The organism is Aulosira sp. FACHB-615 (assembly GCF_014698045.1).
GTDB lineage: Bacteria > Cyanobacteriota > Cyanobacteriia > Cyanobacteriales > Nostocaceae > Nostoc_B.
In genome coordinates this window covers 518880-534966 of the sequence record NZ_JACJSE010000004.1, presented here as the reverse complement: position 1 = coordinate 534966, position 16087 = coordinate 518880, and the positions used below count along the sequence as shown (strand labels likewise).

Sequence of the window (16087 nt, the reverse complement as noted above, 5' to 3'; positions counted from 1 at the left end):
TAACTGACAACTGATAACTGATAACTGAACAACTAACTCCTATGACACAAGCCCAAATACAAGAAACTGCCAATAGCCCGGTGCTGATTGATGAGCCAGGGAAGCGAAAATTGCGAGACTACTTTAGTTTCAGCACAGATCATAAGGTGATTGGGATTCAATACCTAGTCACTTCCTTCATTTTTTACTGCATTGGTGGTGTTTTAGCTGATTTGGTAAGGACAGAACTACGTACGCCAGAAGTCGATTTTGTCACACCAGAAGTATATAACAGTTTATTTACACTGCACGCCACAATCATGATTTTCTTGTGGATTGTGCCGGCGGGTGCGGGGTTTGCCAATTATTTGATTCCCCTGATGATTGGGGCTAAGGATATGGCATTCCCCAGATTGAATGCTGTGGCTTTTTGGATGATCCCTGTTGGGGGTTTAATGCTGGTGGCGAGTTTAGCTGTAGGCGATGCGCCGGATGCTGGTTGGACTTCCTACCCGCCTCTGAGCTTGGTGACAGGCCAGGTGGGTGAAGGGATTTGGATTATGAGTGTGCTGTTGCTGGGTACATCATCGATTTTGGGGGCGATTAATTTTCTCGTCACCCTAATCAAGATGCGGACTCCAGGGATGGGAGTACATCAAATGCCCTTGTTTTGTTGGGCGATGTTTGCGACATCAGCACTGGTGTTGATGTCAACTCCTGTTTTAGCCGCCGGTTTGATTTTGCTGGCCTTTGACTTATTAGCAGGGACAACATTTTTTAACCCGACTGGTGGCGGTGATCCAGTAGTTTACCAGCACATGTTCTGGTTTTACTCCCATCCGGCGGTATACATCATGATTTTGCCTTTCTTTGGGGCAATTTCTGAGATTATCCCCGTACATTCTCGTAAACCAATTTTCGGTTATAAAGCGATCGCCTACTCATCCCTGGCAATTAGCTTTTTGGGACTGATAGTTTGGGCGCACCACATGTTTACCAGTGGTATTCCCGGTTGGTTGCGGATGTTCTTTATGATCACGACGATGATCATCGCTGTACCCACAGGGATCAAAATTTTCAGTTGGTTAGCAACCATGTGGGGCGGTAAAATCCAACTCAACTCCGCTATGCTATTTGCCATTGGTTTTGTTGGTACCTTCGTAATTGGTGGTATCAGTGGTGTAATGTTGGCGGCTGTACCCTTTGATATTCACGTTCACGATACTTATTTTGTCGTGGCGCACCTCCACTATGTTTTGTTTGGTGGTAGCGTGTTGGGGATTTTTGCCGCTATTTATCACTGGTTCCCGAAGATGACGGGACGAATGGTCAACGAATTTTGGGGTCAGGTGCATTTTGCACTGACCATTGTGGGTCTAAATATGACCTTCTTACCGATGCACAAGCTAGGGATGATGGGGATGAACCGCCGCGTCGCTCAGTATGACCCCAAATTCACGCTGCTGAATGAAATTTGTACTTATGGCGCTTACATACTTGCTGTTTCCACCTTTCCATTCATTATTAATGTGATTTGGAGTTGGTTGTATGGCGAGAAGGCTGGTAATAATCCTTGGCGGGCGCTTACCCTAGAGTGGATGACAACTTCCCCACCAGCAATTGAAAATTTTGAGGGATACCCCGTATTGGCTACAGGGCCTTACGACTACGGCTTAGAAAGAGCGGCCGAAGGTGTGCCATTATCCGATCCCAATCCTTTATTATCGGCTGGCCCCAACTCAGTACTCCGTGCTGATCCTGATGAGCCATATCCCACCATTGAGTCTGACTTGGAACAGCGTGTTTCTGGGACTAGGGATTAGAGGCTAGGGACTAGAGGCTAAGGGCTAGGGATGAGGATTTTTACTGGGTATTTTCCAATACGCTGTACATATAAGTCGAATTACCCCCCTTAATCCCCCCTTATAAAGGGGGGATTAAGAGAACTCTAGTTCCCTCCCCTTTCCAAGGGGAGGGTTAGGGTGGGGTAATTCCAATGTTCTTAGCAGTCTCACGCTCACAATTTCCTAGCTCTTAGCCAAACTGCATTTTTCATACTTCATACTTCACACTTCACACTTTATAAAAATTCATGCAAAGTCAAACCATTGACCCAGCTAAAACCGAACTTAATCATCATCACAGTGCAGCCACAGTTGATCATCACGAAGCACATCCAGATCATCGCTTGTTTGGTTTGTTTGTTTTCTTGGTGGCTGAAGGGATGATTTTTATGGGCTTGTTTGGGGCCTATTTAGCTTTTCGTTCCACTTTACCTGTGTGGCCGCCGGCGGGTACTCCAGAGTTAGAATTATTGCTGCCTGGAGTCAACACCGTTAATCTAATTGCCAGCAGTTTTGTGATGCACAATGCTGATACGGCGATTAAAAAGAATGATGCCAAAGGTGCGCGAATTTGGTTAGCTATCACCGCCGCAATGGGGGCGATTTTCTTGGCGGGGCAGGTATATGAATATATGCACCTAGAATTTGGTTTAACCACCAATTTATTCGCCAGTTCTTTTTATGTGTTGACTGGTTTCCACGGACTGCACGTTACTATCGGTGTTTTAGCAATTTTGGCAGTGTTGTGGCGATCGCGCGTTCCCGGCCATTATAGTAATGAAAAACACTTCGGTATTGAAGCCGCAGAAATCTACTGGCACTTTGTAGACGTAATCTGGATTATTTTATTCGGATTGCTGTATCTTCTGTAGGTATTAATTAGCAAGTTGTTCACTCCACGCGAATAACTTAAAAATCAACCCCCATTGGGGGTTTTTTTAATGACTGAGGAGATGTAGCGGAAGCGATCGCATTCGGTGTAAATTGATGAATTAGTGCGATCGCACTAATTTCCCAATGTCCAATCTTCAAATCGTAACCCAGGGACACGGCAAAAATCACGCTGATTTCGCGTTACTAAAATCGCATCATTCGCAATTACAATTGCGGCGATTCTTAAATCTTGTGTACCAATCCGAATTTTTTGCTGCAAAAATCGCGCGTAACAATTAGCAGCTTCTTGGGTAAAGGTAAGTAAGTTAATACTATTAAAATAATTGTATGTTGCTTGTAGCTTGGAGTATGCAATTACTAATTTATCTAAAGAATTAGTTTGCCTAATGACATTAAATCTACCGCGAATTTGTTCTTCAAAAGTAATAATTGTCACGGCTATATTGTCAGGAGCAATTTGACTCACACGCTGGCTAACAAGAGGATGTCCATTTTGGAAAAGCGAAACAGAATCAGTATCTAATATCCACAAACTCATTATTCTTTGCCTTGTTCTGCATCCAATTGGCGGTAATATTCTGCCATTTCTGCATCTAATTCGCGTCGATATGCTTCGATATTTGCCAGCATATCATCAAATTGTGGGTCATCTTTAAACATTCCTGCAAATTTCATCCAAGGATGTTCTGAAGGTGTTTCTATTTCTTGAGTAACTATTTCGACATTTTTTAAGCGACTATTCACCAGTGTATGTAAATTATTTAGTGCATCTTCCCGCGTGGCTGCAAATACCTGACAGTCTGGTAAACCCCAAACTGTGGCTTGATATCCATTGTTTTTTGCTTCTATTAATACAGAATAATTGAGTTTGGATAAGTTATTTACTTCATTGTTGTTTAAATTAGTAGTCATAAAGTTTTTCCCAATTATGTAGAGTGAGGAAATTTTTATTGTAATTTGTCTTATTTTCATATTTTGACATAAATTCAGATTGAGATCCCCGACTTCTTTAAGAAGTCGGGGATCTTAGTTTTTACAATATTCTGCTGCAACTTTCCAAAATCGCGCGATATCATAGCAACAGTAACTATAGTCACTACTTAAGTAACCGTGGCTTTCACCTTCACCTTTGCTCTTAGCCAAAACCAAACTTTTGAATTGCGCTGCAATTACGGTACACGCCGTCTAGATGCTGATAAGTTAGCCAGTTTAATTAATCTGTGTGAAGAAAAATATTACTCTCAAAAACTGGATGACACCGCACAATTGCGGAATATTGGGCGTGAACTGTATTCTTGGCTGGATGGTAAGGAAGGATGGCTAAGGAGGGCGTTAGATGAGACAGATGAAGGGCGCATATATTTAGATTTAATTCAAACCAGTGAAGCACAAAGTTTAAACCCCCAAACGCAGAAAGTGGCGTTAGGCTTGGCACATTTGCCTTGGGAATTGTTACATGATGGCACAGTGTTTTTACTGCAAAGACATAATGCACCCGTACCTGTGCGGACTGTGCAGCAAAGAAATACTAGTGTTTTGGATGTCCAAAATCGGCCGTTGCGGCTGTTGTTTATGGCGACTTCACCAGAACATCCTGGTATTGTACCGCTACAATTTGAGGAAGAAGAAAAGAATATCCTCACAGCGACGAAAGAACAGCGTTTAGCTTTGATTGTCGAGGAAAGTGGCTCCGTTATTGAATTGGGGAATTTAGTTCAGTCAGAGGCAAAAGATTATTTTGATGTGTTCCATTTGACGGGACACGGGGTAATTTTTACAGAAGCAGAGTTAGGGCGTTATCTGCCTAAAGGTCGCAAAATTAAGGATTATACTCCCTGCTTCATCACAGAAGATGATGAAGGAAAAGTAGAATTTACTACCGTTGATGATTTAGCAAAAGCTTTTCAAAATCGTTTTCCGCGTGTGGTGTTTCTCTCTGGCTGTCATACTGGGCAAATTGCCAACCAAGGAACAGTCCCTTCAATGGCGGAGGCTTTAGTGAAAGCGGGTGCGGGTGTAGTTTTGGGTTGGGCGCGTCCAGTATTTGATAGAACTGGTATTATTGCGGCTCAGGCACTTTATCACGCTTTGGCGACTGGGGCGACGGTGGAAGATGCTGTCAAAGCTGCACAGCAAGAGATGATTGCTAAAGAACGCAGTGATTGGCATTTATTACGAATTTATCGGGATAGTCGCGCTATTGGGGAGTTAGTGACACCGCTAAATACTAAAAAGCGGGAGAAGTTGAAGTTTACACCGCCTGAAAGTGAATTTCTGGATGAAAATAACATCGTTAAAGTTGCTAGTCATGGGGAGTTTGTCGGGCGACGAAAAGCATTACAACGGGGAATGCGGGCGTTAAAACAAACTAGCGATGATATCGGCGTATTTATTGCGGGGATGGGGGGTTTGGGTAAGAGTTCCCTGGCGGCGCGGTTGTGTACGCGGGTGCAAGCGCAACGCCCGAATTTTGAACGGGTGGTGTTGATTGGGGTGGTGGATGAGGTAGGGTTAATTAACAAGCTGGCGAGTAAGTATGAACGGTTTGCAGGTGTACCAGCTTTGTTAAATCAACCGGGAATTTCGTTTAAAGGGCGGTTGCAGAACTTTTTTGAAGCGATAGAAGACGAACACGATAAGCCTGTGTTGTTGGTTTTGGATGATTTTGAGCAGAATATCCCCCAAGAGAATGTGGCTGATGGTAGTTTGCGGATGACGACGGCTGCTTATGATGTGTTAGCCGCGTTGTGTGCAGCGTTGGCAGAAAATCAAGCGGAAAGTCGGTTGATTGTCACCTGTCGTTATTTGGAAGAAAATACCTTACCTCCCCATCGTCTGCATTTGGAAAAATTAGCGGCGATGGGTGAGGCGGATATTAATAAAATTTACTGGCAATTGGATGGGGATGTGCGACTGCAAGTGAAAAAGCAGCGCCTTCTCAAAATTGCTGATGGAAATCCGCGCTTGTTGAAGTGGTTGGTGGAAGTAGTGCAGTTACCAGATGTAGCGGAAGAAGAATTGTTGACAAAGTTGGAGGGTGTACAGCTTAAGTTTCGAGAGAATATTTTGGCAGAAACGCTGTTAAATGCTTTGGAGGATGAGGAGAAAAAGTTTCTCGCTCAGTTGAGTGTGTTTCGTTTGCCGGTGACAATCGATATTATTAACTCTGTTTGCTCACTTCGACTTCGCTCAGTGAGCCACAGCCAAGTCGAAGTGAGCCACAGCCAAGTCGAAGTGAGCCACAGCCAAGTTGAAGTGAGCCAAAGCCAAGTTGAAGTGAGCCACAGCCAAGTCGAAGTAAACTCGCCATTCCCTACCCCCCGTTTACTGAGCGAAGTCGAAGTAAACTCCCTGGTTACTGAGCGCAGCCGAAGTACACTCCCCAAGTTAATTAGCCTCAGCCTAGTGGAATCAGGGACGACTTACGCCAAGCAAACGCCAGAATATCGAGTGACGACGATTTTAGCACCCTTGCTGCAACCGCTATTAACTGAAGAAGAATGGCAAACCACGCAAAAAGCAGCGACGCAGATTATTTACCGCAGTTGGTGGGAAGAATTGGATAACAAGAATGAAGAACAAGCACGAGAAATAGTTAGGTTAGCAGTGTTAGCAGAAGAAAAAGAAATTGCTGTTAGTGTGGGAGATAACATTGCAAATTATTGGGTCAACAACAGCCGATATATAGAAGCGTGGGAACTATGCCAAGAAATTCTGCAATTGGGTGAAGATTACCGGATTTTAGGAACAATTGCTAGGGCGGAAGTAGTTTTGGGCTTTGTCAAGGAAGCATTGACGCATTATGAACGAGCTTTAGAACTTTGCCCAGAGGATGATTTAACAAAAAAAGCCACAATTCTCAACAACATGGCTTCTTTAGTAGCACAACAGGGAAACATATTTGGTGCAATTGGATTTTTCCAGCAGTCTGGGAAAATTTTTGACAGGATCAATGATGTCAAAGGTAAAGCTGCAACTCTACATGAAATAGCTCGTTTAACAGCCCAACAAGGAGACATACCTGGTGCGCTTACATCGTTCCAACAATCTTTGTATATCAAAGAGTGTATTCACGATCTTCAAGGGAAGGCGGCGACGCTACACGAAATAGCTCGTTTAACAGCCCAACAAGGAAATATACCTACTGCGCTTACACAGTTCCAACAATCTTTTGAAATTTTTGAAAGCATCCACGATCTTCAAGGGAAAGCGACGACGCTACACGAAATGGCTCGTTTAACAGCCCAACAAGGAGACATACCTGGTGCGCTTACACAGTTTCAACAATGTTTTGAAATTTTTGACAGTATTCATGATCTTCATAATAAAACCGCGACTTTACATGAAATAGCTCTTTTAAAAGCTAAACAGGGAGACATAACCAGTGCGCTCACATTATTACACCAATCTGAGAAAATTTATGAAAGCATCAACTATGTCCAAGGGAAAGCCGCGACTTTAAACAGCATGGCTTACTGTGAAAGAAAAAGGGGAGATAAAGCAAAACAATTAGAACTAAATCTGCAAGCAGCCCAAATCCTTGGACAAGTCCATGCTTACGTAGATTTATTTACCACATTGGGTAACTTAGGGGTTACTGATGAAACAAAGGGAGTTATCTACCTTGCTCAAGCTGTATGGCTATGCCTGCGAATTTCTACACCCTTAGCGGATACCGTAACTACGATTAATAGTATGTATAAGCTATTAAGAGCAGACGATAAAATGAAAGCTTTGCTAGGTGCAGTTGCAATGTTTCTCTGTCAAGTTCGCGGTGATCAGCATCCGCAGTTAGAGGAGTTGAAACAGCGCAGTTTTGATATTTTAGCAAGTGCGGCTACTGCTCAAGGTATTGAACCGCAAGCTTTTGATGCTTGGTTTGTGCAGCAACGGTTAAATGACCCTAATTATTTTATCCCGCGTTTGGTGCAACTGCTAGAGGCGATTGTTGGCGATGAGTGGTTATTTGAGCGATTTTGAGTTTTTCCAGATCCCCGACTTCTTCAAGAAGTCGGGGATCTAATCGTCGAGTCAATACTTTTCGGATAAAGCTTTACTCATCCTAGATTTAGATCCCCCCGCCTACGGCGACCCCCTTAAAAAGGCTACGGTGTACACACAAGTGGTAGCTACAAGGGTTTCAGACGTTATAGCCTCCTTAAATTGTCATTACGAGCGCAGTGATAACGGAGCGAAGTAATCGCATAATCCCGTAGTTTTGGCGATTGCTACCCTGCGGGAAGTCTTACGCCTACGTCGTTCTTCCTCTCTGCGAGACGCTACGCGAACGCAATGACAGGTTTTCAGAGCGATCGCACAACTTAGAGCTATTGGTCATTTGTACTGACAAAGAACTAATGACAAATGACCAATAACCAATGACTAAACTAACGCTTTCAATAACGCCTGGAGTTTGAGTTGGACTTCAGCAAATTCTTTATCGGGGTCAGAACCGGCGACGATACCTGCACCTGCGTAAAGTCTAGCGCGATCGCCATCAATTAATGCCGAACGAATCCCCACAATGAACTCACAGTTACCTTGCGAGTCTATCCAACCCAGAGGCGCAGCATATAAACCCCTTTCAAAGCTTTCGTAACGCCGAATTTCTGCACAAGCCACGTCTCGCGCTGCGCCAGCAACGGCTGGTGTGGGATGCAGTTGCGCCACAATTTTTAAGGGGTGGACGTGAGGGGGAACGGTGGCGCTAATGGGTGTCCATAAATGTTGGATGTTAGATAGCTGTCGCAGACGTGGCGGTAATGTTTGGGGGGATAATCCTAGTTGTGATAAGCGTTGAGTTATAAAATCAATGACTAATGAGTGTTCGTGTCTTTCTTTTTCACTGTTGAGTAAGCGATTTGCATTCGCCGCGTCTTCGGCTGGTGTTTTACCCCGTGGCGCAGAACCCGCTAAAGCATCGGTGATTAATTGTTGATTTTGAATACAAATTAATCTTTCTGGACTTGCACCGATAAAGTTTTGTCCCTTACCATTACTGGTGGAAAAAACATAACAATTAGGATGAATTTGTCGGAGATTATCTAATGATTTATATAAATTAAACTGATGATTTGCCCGGACATCTAAAGCATCTGCTAAAACAATTTTGCTGAGATGACTAGCTTGGATTTTTTCTAAAGCCGAAACAACAGAACGCTTAAATGCTGTACCTTGCGTTACAGGTTGTTTACTCAAGTGGGTTGAGAAAAAGTCAAGTTTAGGTGAGAAATATTCTAAAGAATTAATTAGTTCGACTTTACTCCATAAATCATGCCAAATTTTATCTAAATTGGTGTTGGCTGTGATTAATAGGTTAGCGACTAAGATACAGTCCTGATTTTTTACAGCTATTTGCCAGCGCGGTAAAAATATCGTCGCGGAAGGAAAAGGATAATCTGTTTGAATATTTTGGTTAAAAAAACTAAAGTAACAAAAAAAACGGGGGCTTGCTAAAGGTTTGTGAATATCTCCAAAAGGAATTATATTTTTTAGACAACTTTTGATAAAATGTTCTGCTTGATTAAATCGGTCTTGCCCATTAATTTGTAATTTTGTGACAGCATCAATCGCGGCGATCGCTTCGCCTTTACCTCTATTCTCAAAGTAAAAATTTATTTCATTTGCTTGCGCTAGTTTATCTAATACAACTAAAGGATCAACCCAGTCGAGTTCTAGGGAAATACTCACAATTTGCCGACAATTATTGGTGAGGCAATTTTCTTGAACCGCTAACAGAAATTGGTATATGTCTTTGTGCGTTACAAAGAAGTTGTTACGACATGGTGAAACTGTCATGGATCTAGGAATAGTAAATTTTTTTTAAGTAATCTTCCTAAAGTGTAATTAATCATGGTCTATTTCTACAGGTAACATATTCAGACGACATTTCACCAGAGTATAGTTTGCTTTGTTTTAGGTATTACCAAACGCTGACAATCTATGCTCAGTTTCAGCCTGCAACTAAAGAATAAGTTTTACTAAGGATATGGTTAATCAGTTCAAAAAAGTGCTGACTATTCAGGGCTAATTACTGGGTAAAATAATTAAATAAGAATTCAGAAGTCAGGATTCAGGAGGCAGAATTAATTGGTGGGGATGTAAGCCAGTTATTAATTCTAGACAACTAGTTTTGAGATTTCTTGAGGGTTGAAATTATTGATTCATACCCCAAGATATAGCAGTCATATTTGATGTGTGAATAACCGAGACAAGGGAGACAAGGAGGAGGGGGTAGACAAGGTAGAGAGATGTTTGTAAATCATTTAATATGGCTATATAGGACTCATATTTGATTTCTGAAAAAAATCAGTACATTCAGATCAGGCTTCTTTCCTACTCCCGACTCTCCATTCCCTATTCCCTACCTACACAAATAAATTCAGAAATCAAACCGGATTCCTATAGGCTGGATTCTATTTTGATAAGCAATCAATATTAACTAATGACTACCAAGCAGATTTCACATTCCAAAAATAAGCTGTGGATGGCGGCAATTAAACCACCAATGTACAGTGTGGCGATTATGCCTATCTGGATAGGAACAGCAATTGCTTTTGCCGAAACCAAGAATTTAAATACAACAGTATTTTTAACTTTTTTAGGAGCAGCAATATTAATTCTGGTATGGGAAAATTTGAGTAATGATGTGTTTGATTCTGAAACAGGAATCGATAAAAATAAACATCATTCTCTAGTGAATTTAACGGGGAAGAAGTCACTAATATTTTGGTTAGCAAATCTGTGTTTGGTAATTGGGTTGTTAGGAATACTCGCGATCGCTACTTGGCAACAAGACCCAACTGTGATCATCATGATGTTAGTGGCTTGTGCTTTGGGTTATATGTACCAAGGGCCACCCTTTCGGCTAGGATACCAAGGATTAGGCGAAATTCTCTGCTTTTTTGCCTTTGGGCCTTTGTTAGTGCCAACGGTATATTACAGCCAAACTCAAACTTGGTCAGTGGCTAGTTTTACAGCTTCGGTGATTGTTGGGATTGTAACTAGCTTAATTTTGTTTTGTTCACACTTTCACCAAGTTAAGGATGACATAGCCGCAGGAAAGCGATCGCCAATTGTGCGTTTAGGTACAGCCAACGGTGCAAAAGTTTTAGTTTGGTTTACCGCCAGTATCTATCCTTTATCTTTATTGTTGGTGATTTTGGGAATCTTCCCAGTCTGGACATTATTGAGTTGGTTGAGTTTACCATCCGCTTTCAAATTATGTCGCCACGTCCAAGAAAATCACAACTATCCAGACAAAGTTAGCAATTGTAAATTTATCGCGGTGGCTGTGCATTTCTGGAGTTGTTTGTTTTTAGGTGTAGGGTTTTTTATTGGGTGATGAGTCGTCAGAGGTACGAAAAGAATAATTAACCGCAGATGAACGCAGATGAACGCAGATAAATTTGTACCTCAACATTCACACTTCGACTTCGCTCAGTGTAAATCACTCAGCACTCAGCACTCAGCACTCAGTACTCAGCACTCCCAACTCAGCACTCCCAACTCAGCACTCAGCACTCAGCACTCCCAACTCAGCACTCCCAACTCAGCACTCAGCACTCAGCACTCAGCACTTTTCACATTTCGTCCTTACCAGCGTAAATTTGCGCGTCCGCTTACTACTCATCATGGTGTTTGGGAGATGCGCGAGGGAATTATTCTGCGTCTGGTTGATGAAGCGGGGAATGTTGGCTGGGGAGAAATTGCGCCTATTAGTTGGTTTGCTTCGGAAACTTTAGAACAAGCTTTAGATTTTTGTCGCCAACTACCCAAAGAAATTACATCTGAAACTATTTTTGCAATTCCTGATGATTTACCCGCTTGTCAATTTGGGTTTGAGTCAGCGTTTGAGGGAGTAGGGAGTGGGAAGGGTGGGAGGATGGTGAAGAAATCTTTCCCCCCACACTCCCCACACTCCCCACACTCCCCTCTCTCCCCACACCCGCTACCCATACGTGAGAAATTCTGGTGTAGTGGGTTACTTGCTGCGGGTGAGGTGGCTTTACAACAATGGCAAAAGCTGTGGGAAGAAGGATATCGTACATTTAAATGGAAAATTGGTGTTGATGCGATCGCCACAGAACTCGCAATTTTTGATAACCTATGTCGTAGCTTACCCGCCTCAGCTAAACTGCGCCTCGATGCTAACGGTGGACTCAGCTATGAAGAAGCCGAGTTATGGCTAGAGACTTGTGACAAAATTCAGGGTGAAGTTACCGCAGAAATTGAATTTTTAGAACAACCCCTACCTGTGAAAGACTTAGCGGGGATGTTGGAGTTAAGTAAATTTTACCGAACTGCGATCGCATTAGATGAATCTGTCGCCACACTCCAACAACTCCTCAGTTGTTATCAACAAGGCTGGCGAGGAATTTTTGTCCTTAAACCCGGAATTATTGGTTCACCATCAAAGCTGCGTCAGTTTTGCCAACAACATAAAATTGATGCTGTATTTTCCTCTGTATTTGAGACTGTCATTGGTAGACAAGCTGCACTTAAACTAGCAGCCGAATTATCTCGCAAAAACAGAGCCGTTGGTTTTGGTGTTGATCATTTTTTTGCCCAAGCAGCAGCAACAAATCCTGAAAATTTATGGAACAACCTTTAACTTATCTGCAAAATTTACCTCCATCTGATTGGTTAATTACTGACAACAGCCATCAATTTTCAGCAATAGCTAAAAAACTATATTTAGAACTCACAGAAATATTAAAACAACGCCACACGCCACCAAAAATTATCTTAGCTGAACGCGAACCAGTCAAATTTCTAGCCAGCTTTCTCGCCGCTTGTGCAGCCAATTGTCCTGTATTTCTCTGTAACCCCGACTGGGGAACCCAAGAATGGCAAAAAGTATTTGAATTAGTCCAACCAGATATTATCTTAGGAATCAATTTTAATTCCCATTCCCGGTTACTGAGCGAACTTGTACTGAGCGCAGCCGAAGTAGCCGAAGTAAACTCCCCACTCCCGGTTGGTGAGCGAACTTGTACTGAACACAGCCGAAGTAGCCGAACCAATACGTACACTTCGACTTCGCTCAGTGTACAGCACTCAGCACTTCCCACTTCCAATTCCCCACTCCCGGTTGGTGAGCGAACTTGTACTGAGCGCAACCGAAGTAGCCGAACCACCACTCCCCACTCCCAACTCCCCACTCCCAACTCCCCCCAAATCATGATTCCCACAGGCGGTTCATCAGGTAACATCAAATTCGCCATCCACACTTGGCAAACCCTCACCGCATCTGTGCAAGGATTTACAGAATATTTTCAGTTAACACAAGTAAATTCTGTTTGTGTATTACCCCTTTATCATGTCAGTGGGTTAATGCAATTCATCCGTTCTTTTACAACTGGCGGTAAACTCACTATTCTGCCATTCAAAAATTTAGAAACTGGACAAATACCTACAATTCAACCAGCAGATTTTTTCCTTTCCTTAGTACCAACTCAACTACAACGCCTTTTACAAAATCCAGAATTAACCCAATGGTTAGCCCAATTCCAAACTATTATGTTAGGCGGCGCACCAGCTTGGCAAGAATTATTCGATAAAGCCCGATTTCATAATATTAGATTAGCACCAACCTATGGCATGACAGAAACCGCTTCGCAAATTGCTACCCTCAAACCTGATGATTTTCTTCAGGGTAAAATTAACAGTGGACAAATTTTACCTCATGCCCAGGTAACAATTCACAATTCCCAAGGCGAAGTTTTACCACCTAATCAAATTGGGAATATTACCATTCAAGCAAAATCTTTAGCCCTTGGTTATTATCCTCATCATTGGGAAAATCAAGATTATTTACAAGTAGATGATTTAGGTTTTTTAGATAATCAAGGTTATCTGAATATAATCGGACGCAACAGCGATAAAATCATTACAGGCGGCGAAAACGTTTACCCGTCCGAAATTGAAGCAGCTATCCGCGCAACTCAATTAGTTGTTGATGTTTGCGTAATTGGTGTACCTGATAAACATTGGGGACAAGCTTTAACAGCTATATATATTCCTCAAAATGCTCATATTTCTCATTTAGAAATCACAACTTTACTAAAAAATCAACTCAGTAAATTCAAAATTCCTAAACATTGGATTTGTCTAGACGATTTACCCCGTAACGCCCAAGGTAAAGTTAACCGTCAAGCACTACAACAAATAGCCGCAGAATTTCTGCACAATTAACCCATATCTTGCACCATTCTCAAGACTTTGTTGGGTTTCGCTATTGCTCCACCCAACCTACTGTTCTTGAGTAGCAGAGAAATGAGAGTTTGACAGGTATTTTGCGTCAGCCTTGTATTATTTTCCATCTTGGAGATTACGTGAATAAATCTCGTCTTCTCGTTGAATTAATTTGTGGCTAATTAAATCACGTCGCAATGTCATGTAATCAGGATGATAACGACTGAGAATTTCGTTCACCATCGGTTCAGTATATTCAACTCCTGGCTCAAACTTCTGAGAAAGCCATTTAAGAATGACTAAACGTTTTTTACGACTTACAGGAATTTCCTTAAGGCGCTGAAATCCATCTGAACTGTTGGAATTACTGTCTAAATAACTGTGTAGAACTTTGTTTTCCCAAGCTTCAGTATCTATATTTTCAATTAAAGATGCTATCCTTCCTGGCGTAAAAATTTCCTTACTGATATTTTCTAAGGCTTCACTATCTAGCTGATACAAACGGCTGTTACCATCAGGGCGCATAGTCACTAAATTTACTTCTTTAAGTTTCGCTAAATGGTGAGATACGGTTGGTTCTTTGAGTTGCATGAGTACAGCCAATTCTTCCACACTACACTCTTGATTTGCCAAAATACCTACTATCTTCAATCGACTTTCGTCAGCTAACACTTTAAAAAACTGTAGCAGGGTCTGAAACTGTTCTTTTCCCATAATTTTGTTATAATCAATTCGATCCCGATCTAATTAGAAAGAAATCGAATTAGTTATACTGCCCTCCTAAGATGCAGTAAGAATCTCCTATTGGTTAATTTTTTTATTAATGTCAATTTTGCGATTTGTTTAGAGAAAAAATGAATTTTCTTAAGTTGTTCTTCACATTTCGCTATGCTGAAACATTCGTTAGTTAGAAAAATCAGAAACCGGACAATTAAACAAGGTACATCTCTTGTACAAGCAGCTAGATTTTTAGGCGCAGACCAGAGTACTTTGTATGTAGCTCTGCAAAAAGGGCAAATTCCCTCAACCACCAGAAATGGCAGGACTGTGATTAGTCAAGGAGCCTTAATGGATTATCAAGCGAGGATCAGACCTCTCTTATAAGTAATTGAAATAGTACTGATTAGAAATTAAAATTTAACCGAGATTGGTAGCGATCGCCTAAACAATGTCAATGATTAATTGACATAGAGTTCTAGTTTAGCGTAAGAGAAACCAATTCAAGATAGCAAAGACAAATTTGTGTAGATAGGCAATGTTTTTGTCGGAAACTGTATTTTAATCAAACACAGATATTTGTCTGGGTAAATTTTTAGTTGATGTTTTGTCAGCTAGACTTGGCGATCGCTTCACCAAAACCATCACCCAAGTTTATTGATAAAGTAATATAATATTTCCCTTGTTGAAATTATGACTACTGTTATTCGCGTTGCAAAACCTGTTAGTCAATTGCAATTGGCTCCTGGTAGTACAGTGACGATACCTGATGTCAGTTGGTCAGAGTTTGAAGCGATTTTGGCGGAATTGGGACACAAGCGGCGTTCCAGAGTAGCTTACAGCCAGGGTACTTTAGAAATTATGGTTCCTTTACCTGAACATGAAATACCCAGAGACCTGCTTTCAGATATTGTCAAAATATTGCTAAAGGTAAAAGGTCTGAGATATCAACCTTTTGGTTCGACTACTTTTAAAAGGGAAGGTGTCGCCGGCGTTGAACCCGACGCTTGCTTTTACATCCAAAATTATCAGCGCATGATTGGTCGTCGTCGCTTGGAACCAGACGACCCACCACCGGATTTAGCAATTCAATCGGATGTTACTTCTAAAACTAAACTTGATGCTTATGCAGCCGTTGGCGTGCCGGAACTTTGGGTTTATGATAACGGCACACTAAAAATTTATCTATTGCGTGATGGAATTTATTTAGTTTCTGATTACAGTCCTTTGTTTGAAGATATCCCAATCAAGCAAGTCATTCCTACTTTTGTAGAACGTGCTTGGCAAGTTGGGAATCTGCAAGCATTAGAAGAGTTTGAAGTGGCGATCGCAAATGGATGACACTTCGGTATAAATATTACACAAGTCGAATTACCCCCCTTAATCCCCCCTTGGAAAGGGGGGAAACAGTAAAATCTAGTAGTTCCCTCCCCTTGGAAAGGGGAGGGTTAGGGTGG

At 41.9% G+C, this 16087-nt stretch carries 13 protein-coding genes; 8 read left to right on the top strand and 5 right to left on the bottom strand.

Annotation, left to right across the window (positions count from 1 at the left end; all coding sequences use genetic code 11):
• The first annotated feature begins 41 nt into the window (after positions 1 to 41).
• Positions 42 to 1802 carry a cytochrome c oxidase subunit I gene (ctaD, locus tag H6G77_RS09505; RefSeq protein WP_190871426.1) on the top strand — a complete coding sequence of 587 codons (1761 nt, stop codon included), beginning with the start codon at positions 42 to 44 and terminating at the stop codon, positions 1800 to 1802.
• Between the two features lie 269 nt (positions 1803 to 2071).
• The gene (locus tag H6G77_RS09500; protein ID WP_190591188.1) at positions 2072 to 2695 is read left to right on the top strand and encodes a heme-copper oxidase subunit III; all 624 of its coding nucleotides are present in this window, start codon (positions 2072 to 2074) and stop codon (positions 2693 to 2695) included.
• 37 nt (positions 2696 to 2732) lie between these two features.
• Here H6G77_RS09500 and H6G77_RS36205 read toward each other — a convergent pair whose 3' ends face one another.
• From H6G77_RS36205 to H6G77_RS09490, 3 genes are read right to left on the bottom strand one after another with little or no spacing between them, the layout of a single operon-like run.
• Positions 2733 to 2855 carry a hypothetical protein gene (locus H6G77_RS36205; RefSeq protein WP_277880557.1) on the bottom strand — a complete coding sequence of 41 codons (123 nt, stop codon included), beginning with the start codon at positions 2853 to 2855 and terminating at the stop codon, positions 2733 to 2735.
• Positions 2830 to 3255, bottom strand: a complete 426-nt coding sequence (locus H6G77_RS09495) for a type II toxin-antitoxin system VapC family toxin (RefSeq protein ID WP_190591190.1) — start codon at positions 3253 to 3255, stop codon at positions 2830 to 2832. Before H6G77_RS09495 ends, H6G77_RS36205 begins: the two co-directional genes overlap by 26 nt.
• Complete coding sequence (locus H6G77_RS09490; RefSeq protein ID WP_190591192.1) at positions 3255 to 3629, bottom strand: type II toxin-antitoxin system HicB family antitoxin; 375 nt, start codon at positions 3627 to 3629, stop codon at positions 3255 to 3257. Before H6G77_RS09490 ends, H6G77_RS09495 begins: the two co-directional genes overlap by 1 nt.
• A 198-nt stretch (positions 3630 to 3827) precedes the next feature.
• On the opposite strand from H6G77_RS09490, the gene H6G77_RS09485 reads away from it, so the two are divergent.
• Positions 3828 to 7697, top strand: coding sequence for a tetratricopeptide repeat protein (locus H6G77_RS09485; RefSeq protein ID WP_190871425.1), 3870 nt, complete (start codon positions 3828 to 3830; stop codon positions 7695 to 7697).
• Between the two features lie 402 nt (positions 7698 to 8099).
• On the opposite strand, the gene H6G77_RS09480 is transcribed toward H6G77_RS09485, so the two are convergent.
• A complete protein-coding gene (locus tag H6G77_RS09480) occupies positions 8100 to 9515 on the bottom strand; it encodes an isochorismate synthase MenF (protein WP_190672070.1) in 1416 nt (471 codons plus the stop codon).
• Positions 9516 to 10161: 646 nt separating this feature from the next.
• Here H6G77_RS09480 and menA point away from each other — a divergent pair.
• The 3 genes from menA to H6G77_RS09465 are packed head-to-tail and all read left to right on the top strand — an operon-like array spanning position 10162 to position 13913.
• Positions 10162 to 11061, top strand: a complete 900-nt coding sequence (menA, locus tag H6G77_RS09475; RefSeq protein ID WP_190591198.1) for a 2-carboxy-1,4-naphthoquinone phytyltransferase — start codon at positions 10162 to 10164, stop codon at positions 11059 to 11061.
• Between the two features lie 48 nt (positions 11062 to 11109).
• Entirely contained in the window at positions 11110 to 12330 is a 1221-nt protein-coding gene (locus tag H6G77_RS09470; RefSeq protein WP_190871424.1) for an o-succinylbenzoate synthase, read from the top strand.
• Positions 12315 to 13913, top strand: coding sequence for a 2-succinylbenzoate--CoA ligase (locus H6G77_RS09465; RefSeq protein WP_190871423.1), 1599 nt, complete (start codon positions 12315 to 12317; stop codon positions 13911 to 13913). Before H6G77_RS09470 ends, H6G77_RS09465 begins: the two co-directional genes overlap by 16 nt.
• A 117-nt stretch (positions 13914 to 14030) precedes the next feature.
• On the opposite strand, the gene H6G77_RS09460 is transcribed toward H6G77_RS09465, so the two are convergent.
• Positions 14031 to 14627 carry a metalloregulator ArsR/SmtB family transcription factor gene (locus H6G77_RS09460; RefSeq protein ID WP_190591204.1) on the bottom strand — a complete coding sequence of 199 codons (597 nt, stop codon included), beginning with the start codon at positions 14625 to 14627 and terminating at the stop codon, positions 14031 to 14033.
• Positions 14628 to 14801: 174 nt separating this feature from the next.
• Here H6G77_RS09460 and H6G77_RS09455 point away from each other — a divergent pair, with 174 nt between their 5' ends.
• Positions 14802 to 15017 (top strand): helix-turn-helix domain-containing protein, encoded by a 216-nt coding sequence (locus tag H6G77_RS09455; RefSeq protein WP_190871422.1) that lies wholly within the window; start codon positions 14802 to 14804, stop codon positions 15015 to 15017.
• A gap of 306 nt (positions 15018 to 15323) precedes the next feature.
• A complete protein-coding gene (locus H6G77_RS09450; protein ID WP_190591208.1) occupies positions 15324 to 15971 on the top strand; it encodes a Uma2 family endonuclease in 648 nt (215 codons plus the stop codon).
• Positions 15972 to 16087 lie beyond the last annotated feature (116 nt).

Bases quoted from the DNA above. Each gene is read 5' to 3' on its own strand.
- ctaD (WP_190871426.1), top strand. From the start codon at position 42: ATGACACAAGCCCAAATACAAGAAACTGCCAATAGCCCGGTGCTGATT.
- H6G77_RS09500 (WP_190591188.1), top strand. From the start codon at position 2,072: ATGCAAAGTCAAACCATTGACCCAGCTAAAACCGAACTTAATCATCAT.
- H6G77_RS09495 (WP_190591190.1), bottom strand. From the start codon at position 3,255: ATGAGTTTGTGGATATTAGATACTGATTCTGTTTCGCTTTTCCAAAAT.
- H6G77_RS09490 (WP_190591192.1), bottom strand. From the start codon at position 3,629: ATGACTACTAATTTAAACAACAATGAAGTAAATAACTTATCCAAACTC.
- H6G77_RS09480 (WP_190672070.1), bottom strand. From the start codon at position 9,515: ATGACAGTTTCACCATGTCGTAACAACTTCTTTGTAACGCACAAAGAC.
- menA (WP_190591198.1), top strand. From the start codon at position 10,162: ATGACTACCAAGCAGATTTCACATTCCAAAAATAAGCTGTGGATGGCG.
- H6G77_RS09470 (WP_190871424.1), top strand. From the start codon at position 11,110: ATGAACGCAGATAAATTTGTACCTCAACATTCACACTTCGACTTCGCT.
- H6G77_RS09465 (WP_190871423.1), top strand. From the start codon at position 12,315: ATGGAACAACCTTTAACTTATCTGCAAAATTTACCTCCATCTGATTGG.
- H6G77_RS09460 (WP_190591204.1), bottom strand. From the start codon at position 14,627: ATGGGAAAAGAACAGTTTCAGACCCTGCTACAGTTTTTTAAAGTGTTA.
- H6G77_RS09455 (WP_190871422.1), top strand. From the start codon at position 14,802: ATGCTGAAACATTCGTTAGTTAGAAAAATCAGAAACCGGACAATTAAA.
- H6G77_RS09450 (WP_190591208.1), top strand. From the start codon at position 15,324: ATGACTACTGTTATTCGCGTTGCAAAACCTGTTAGTCAATTGCAATTG.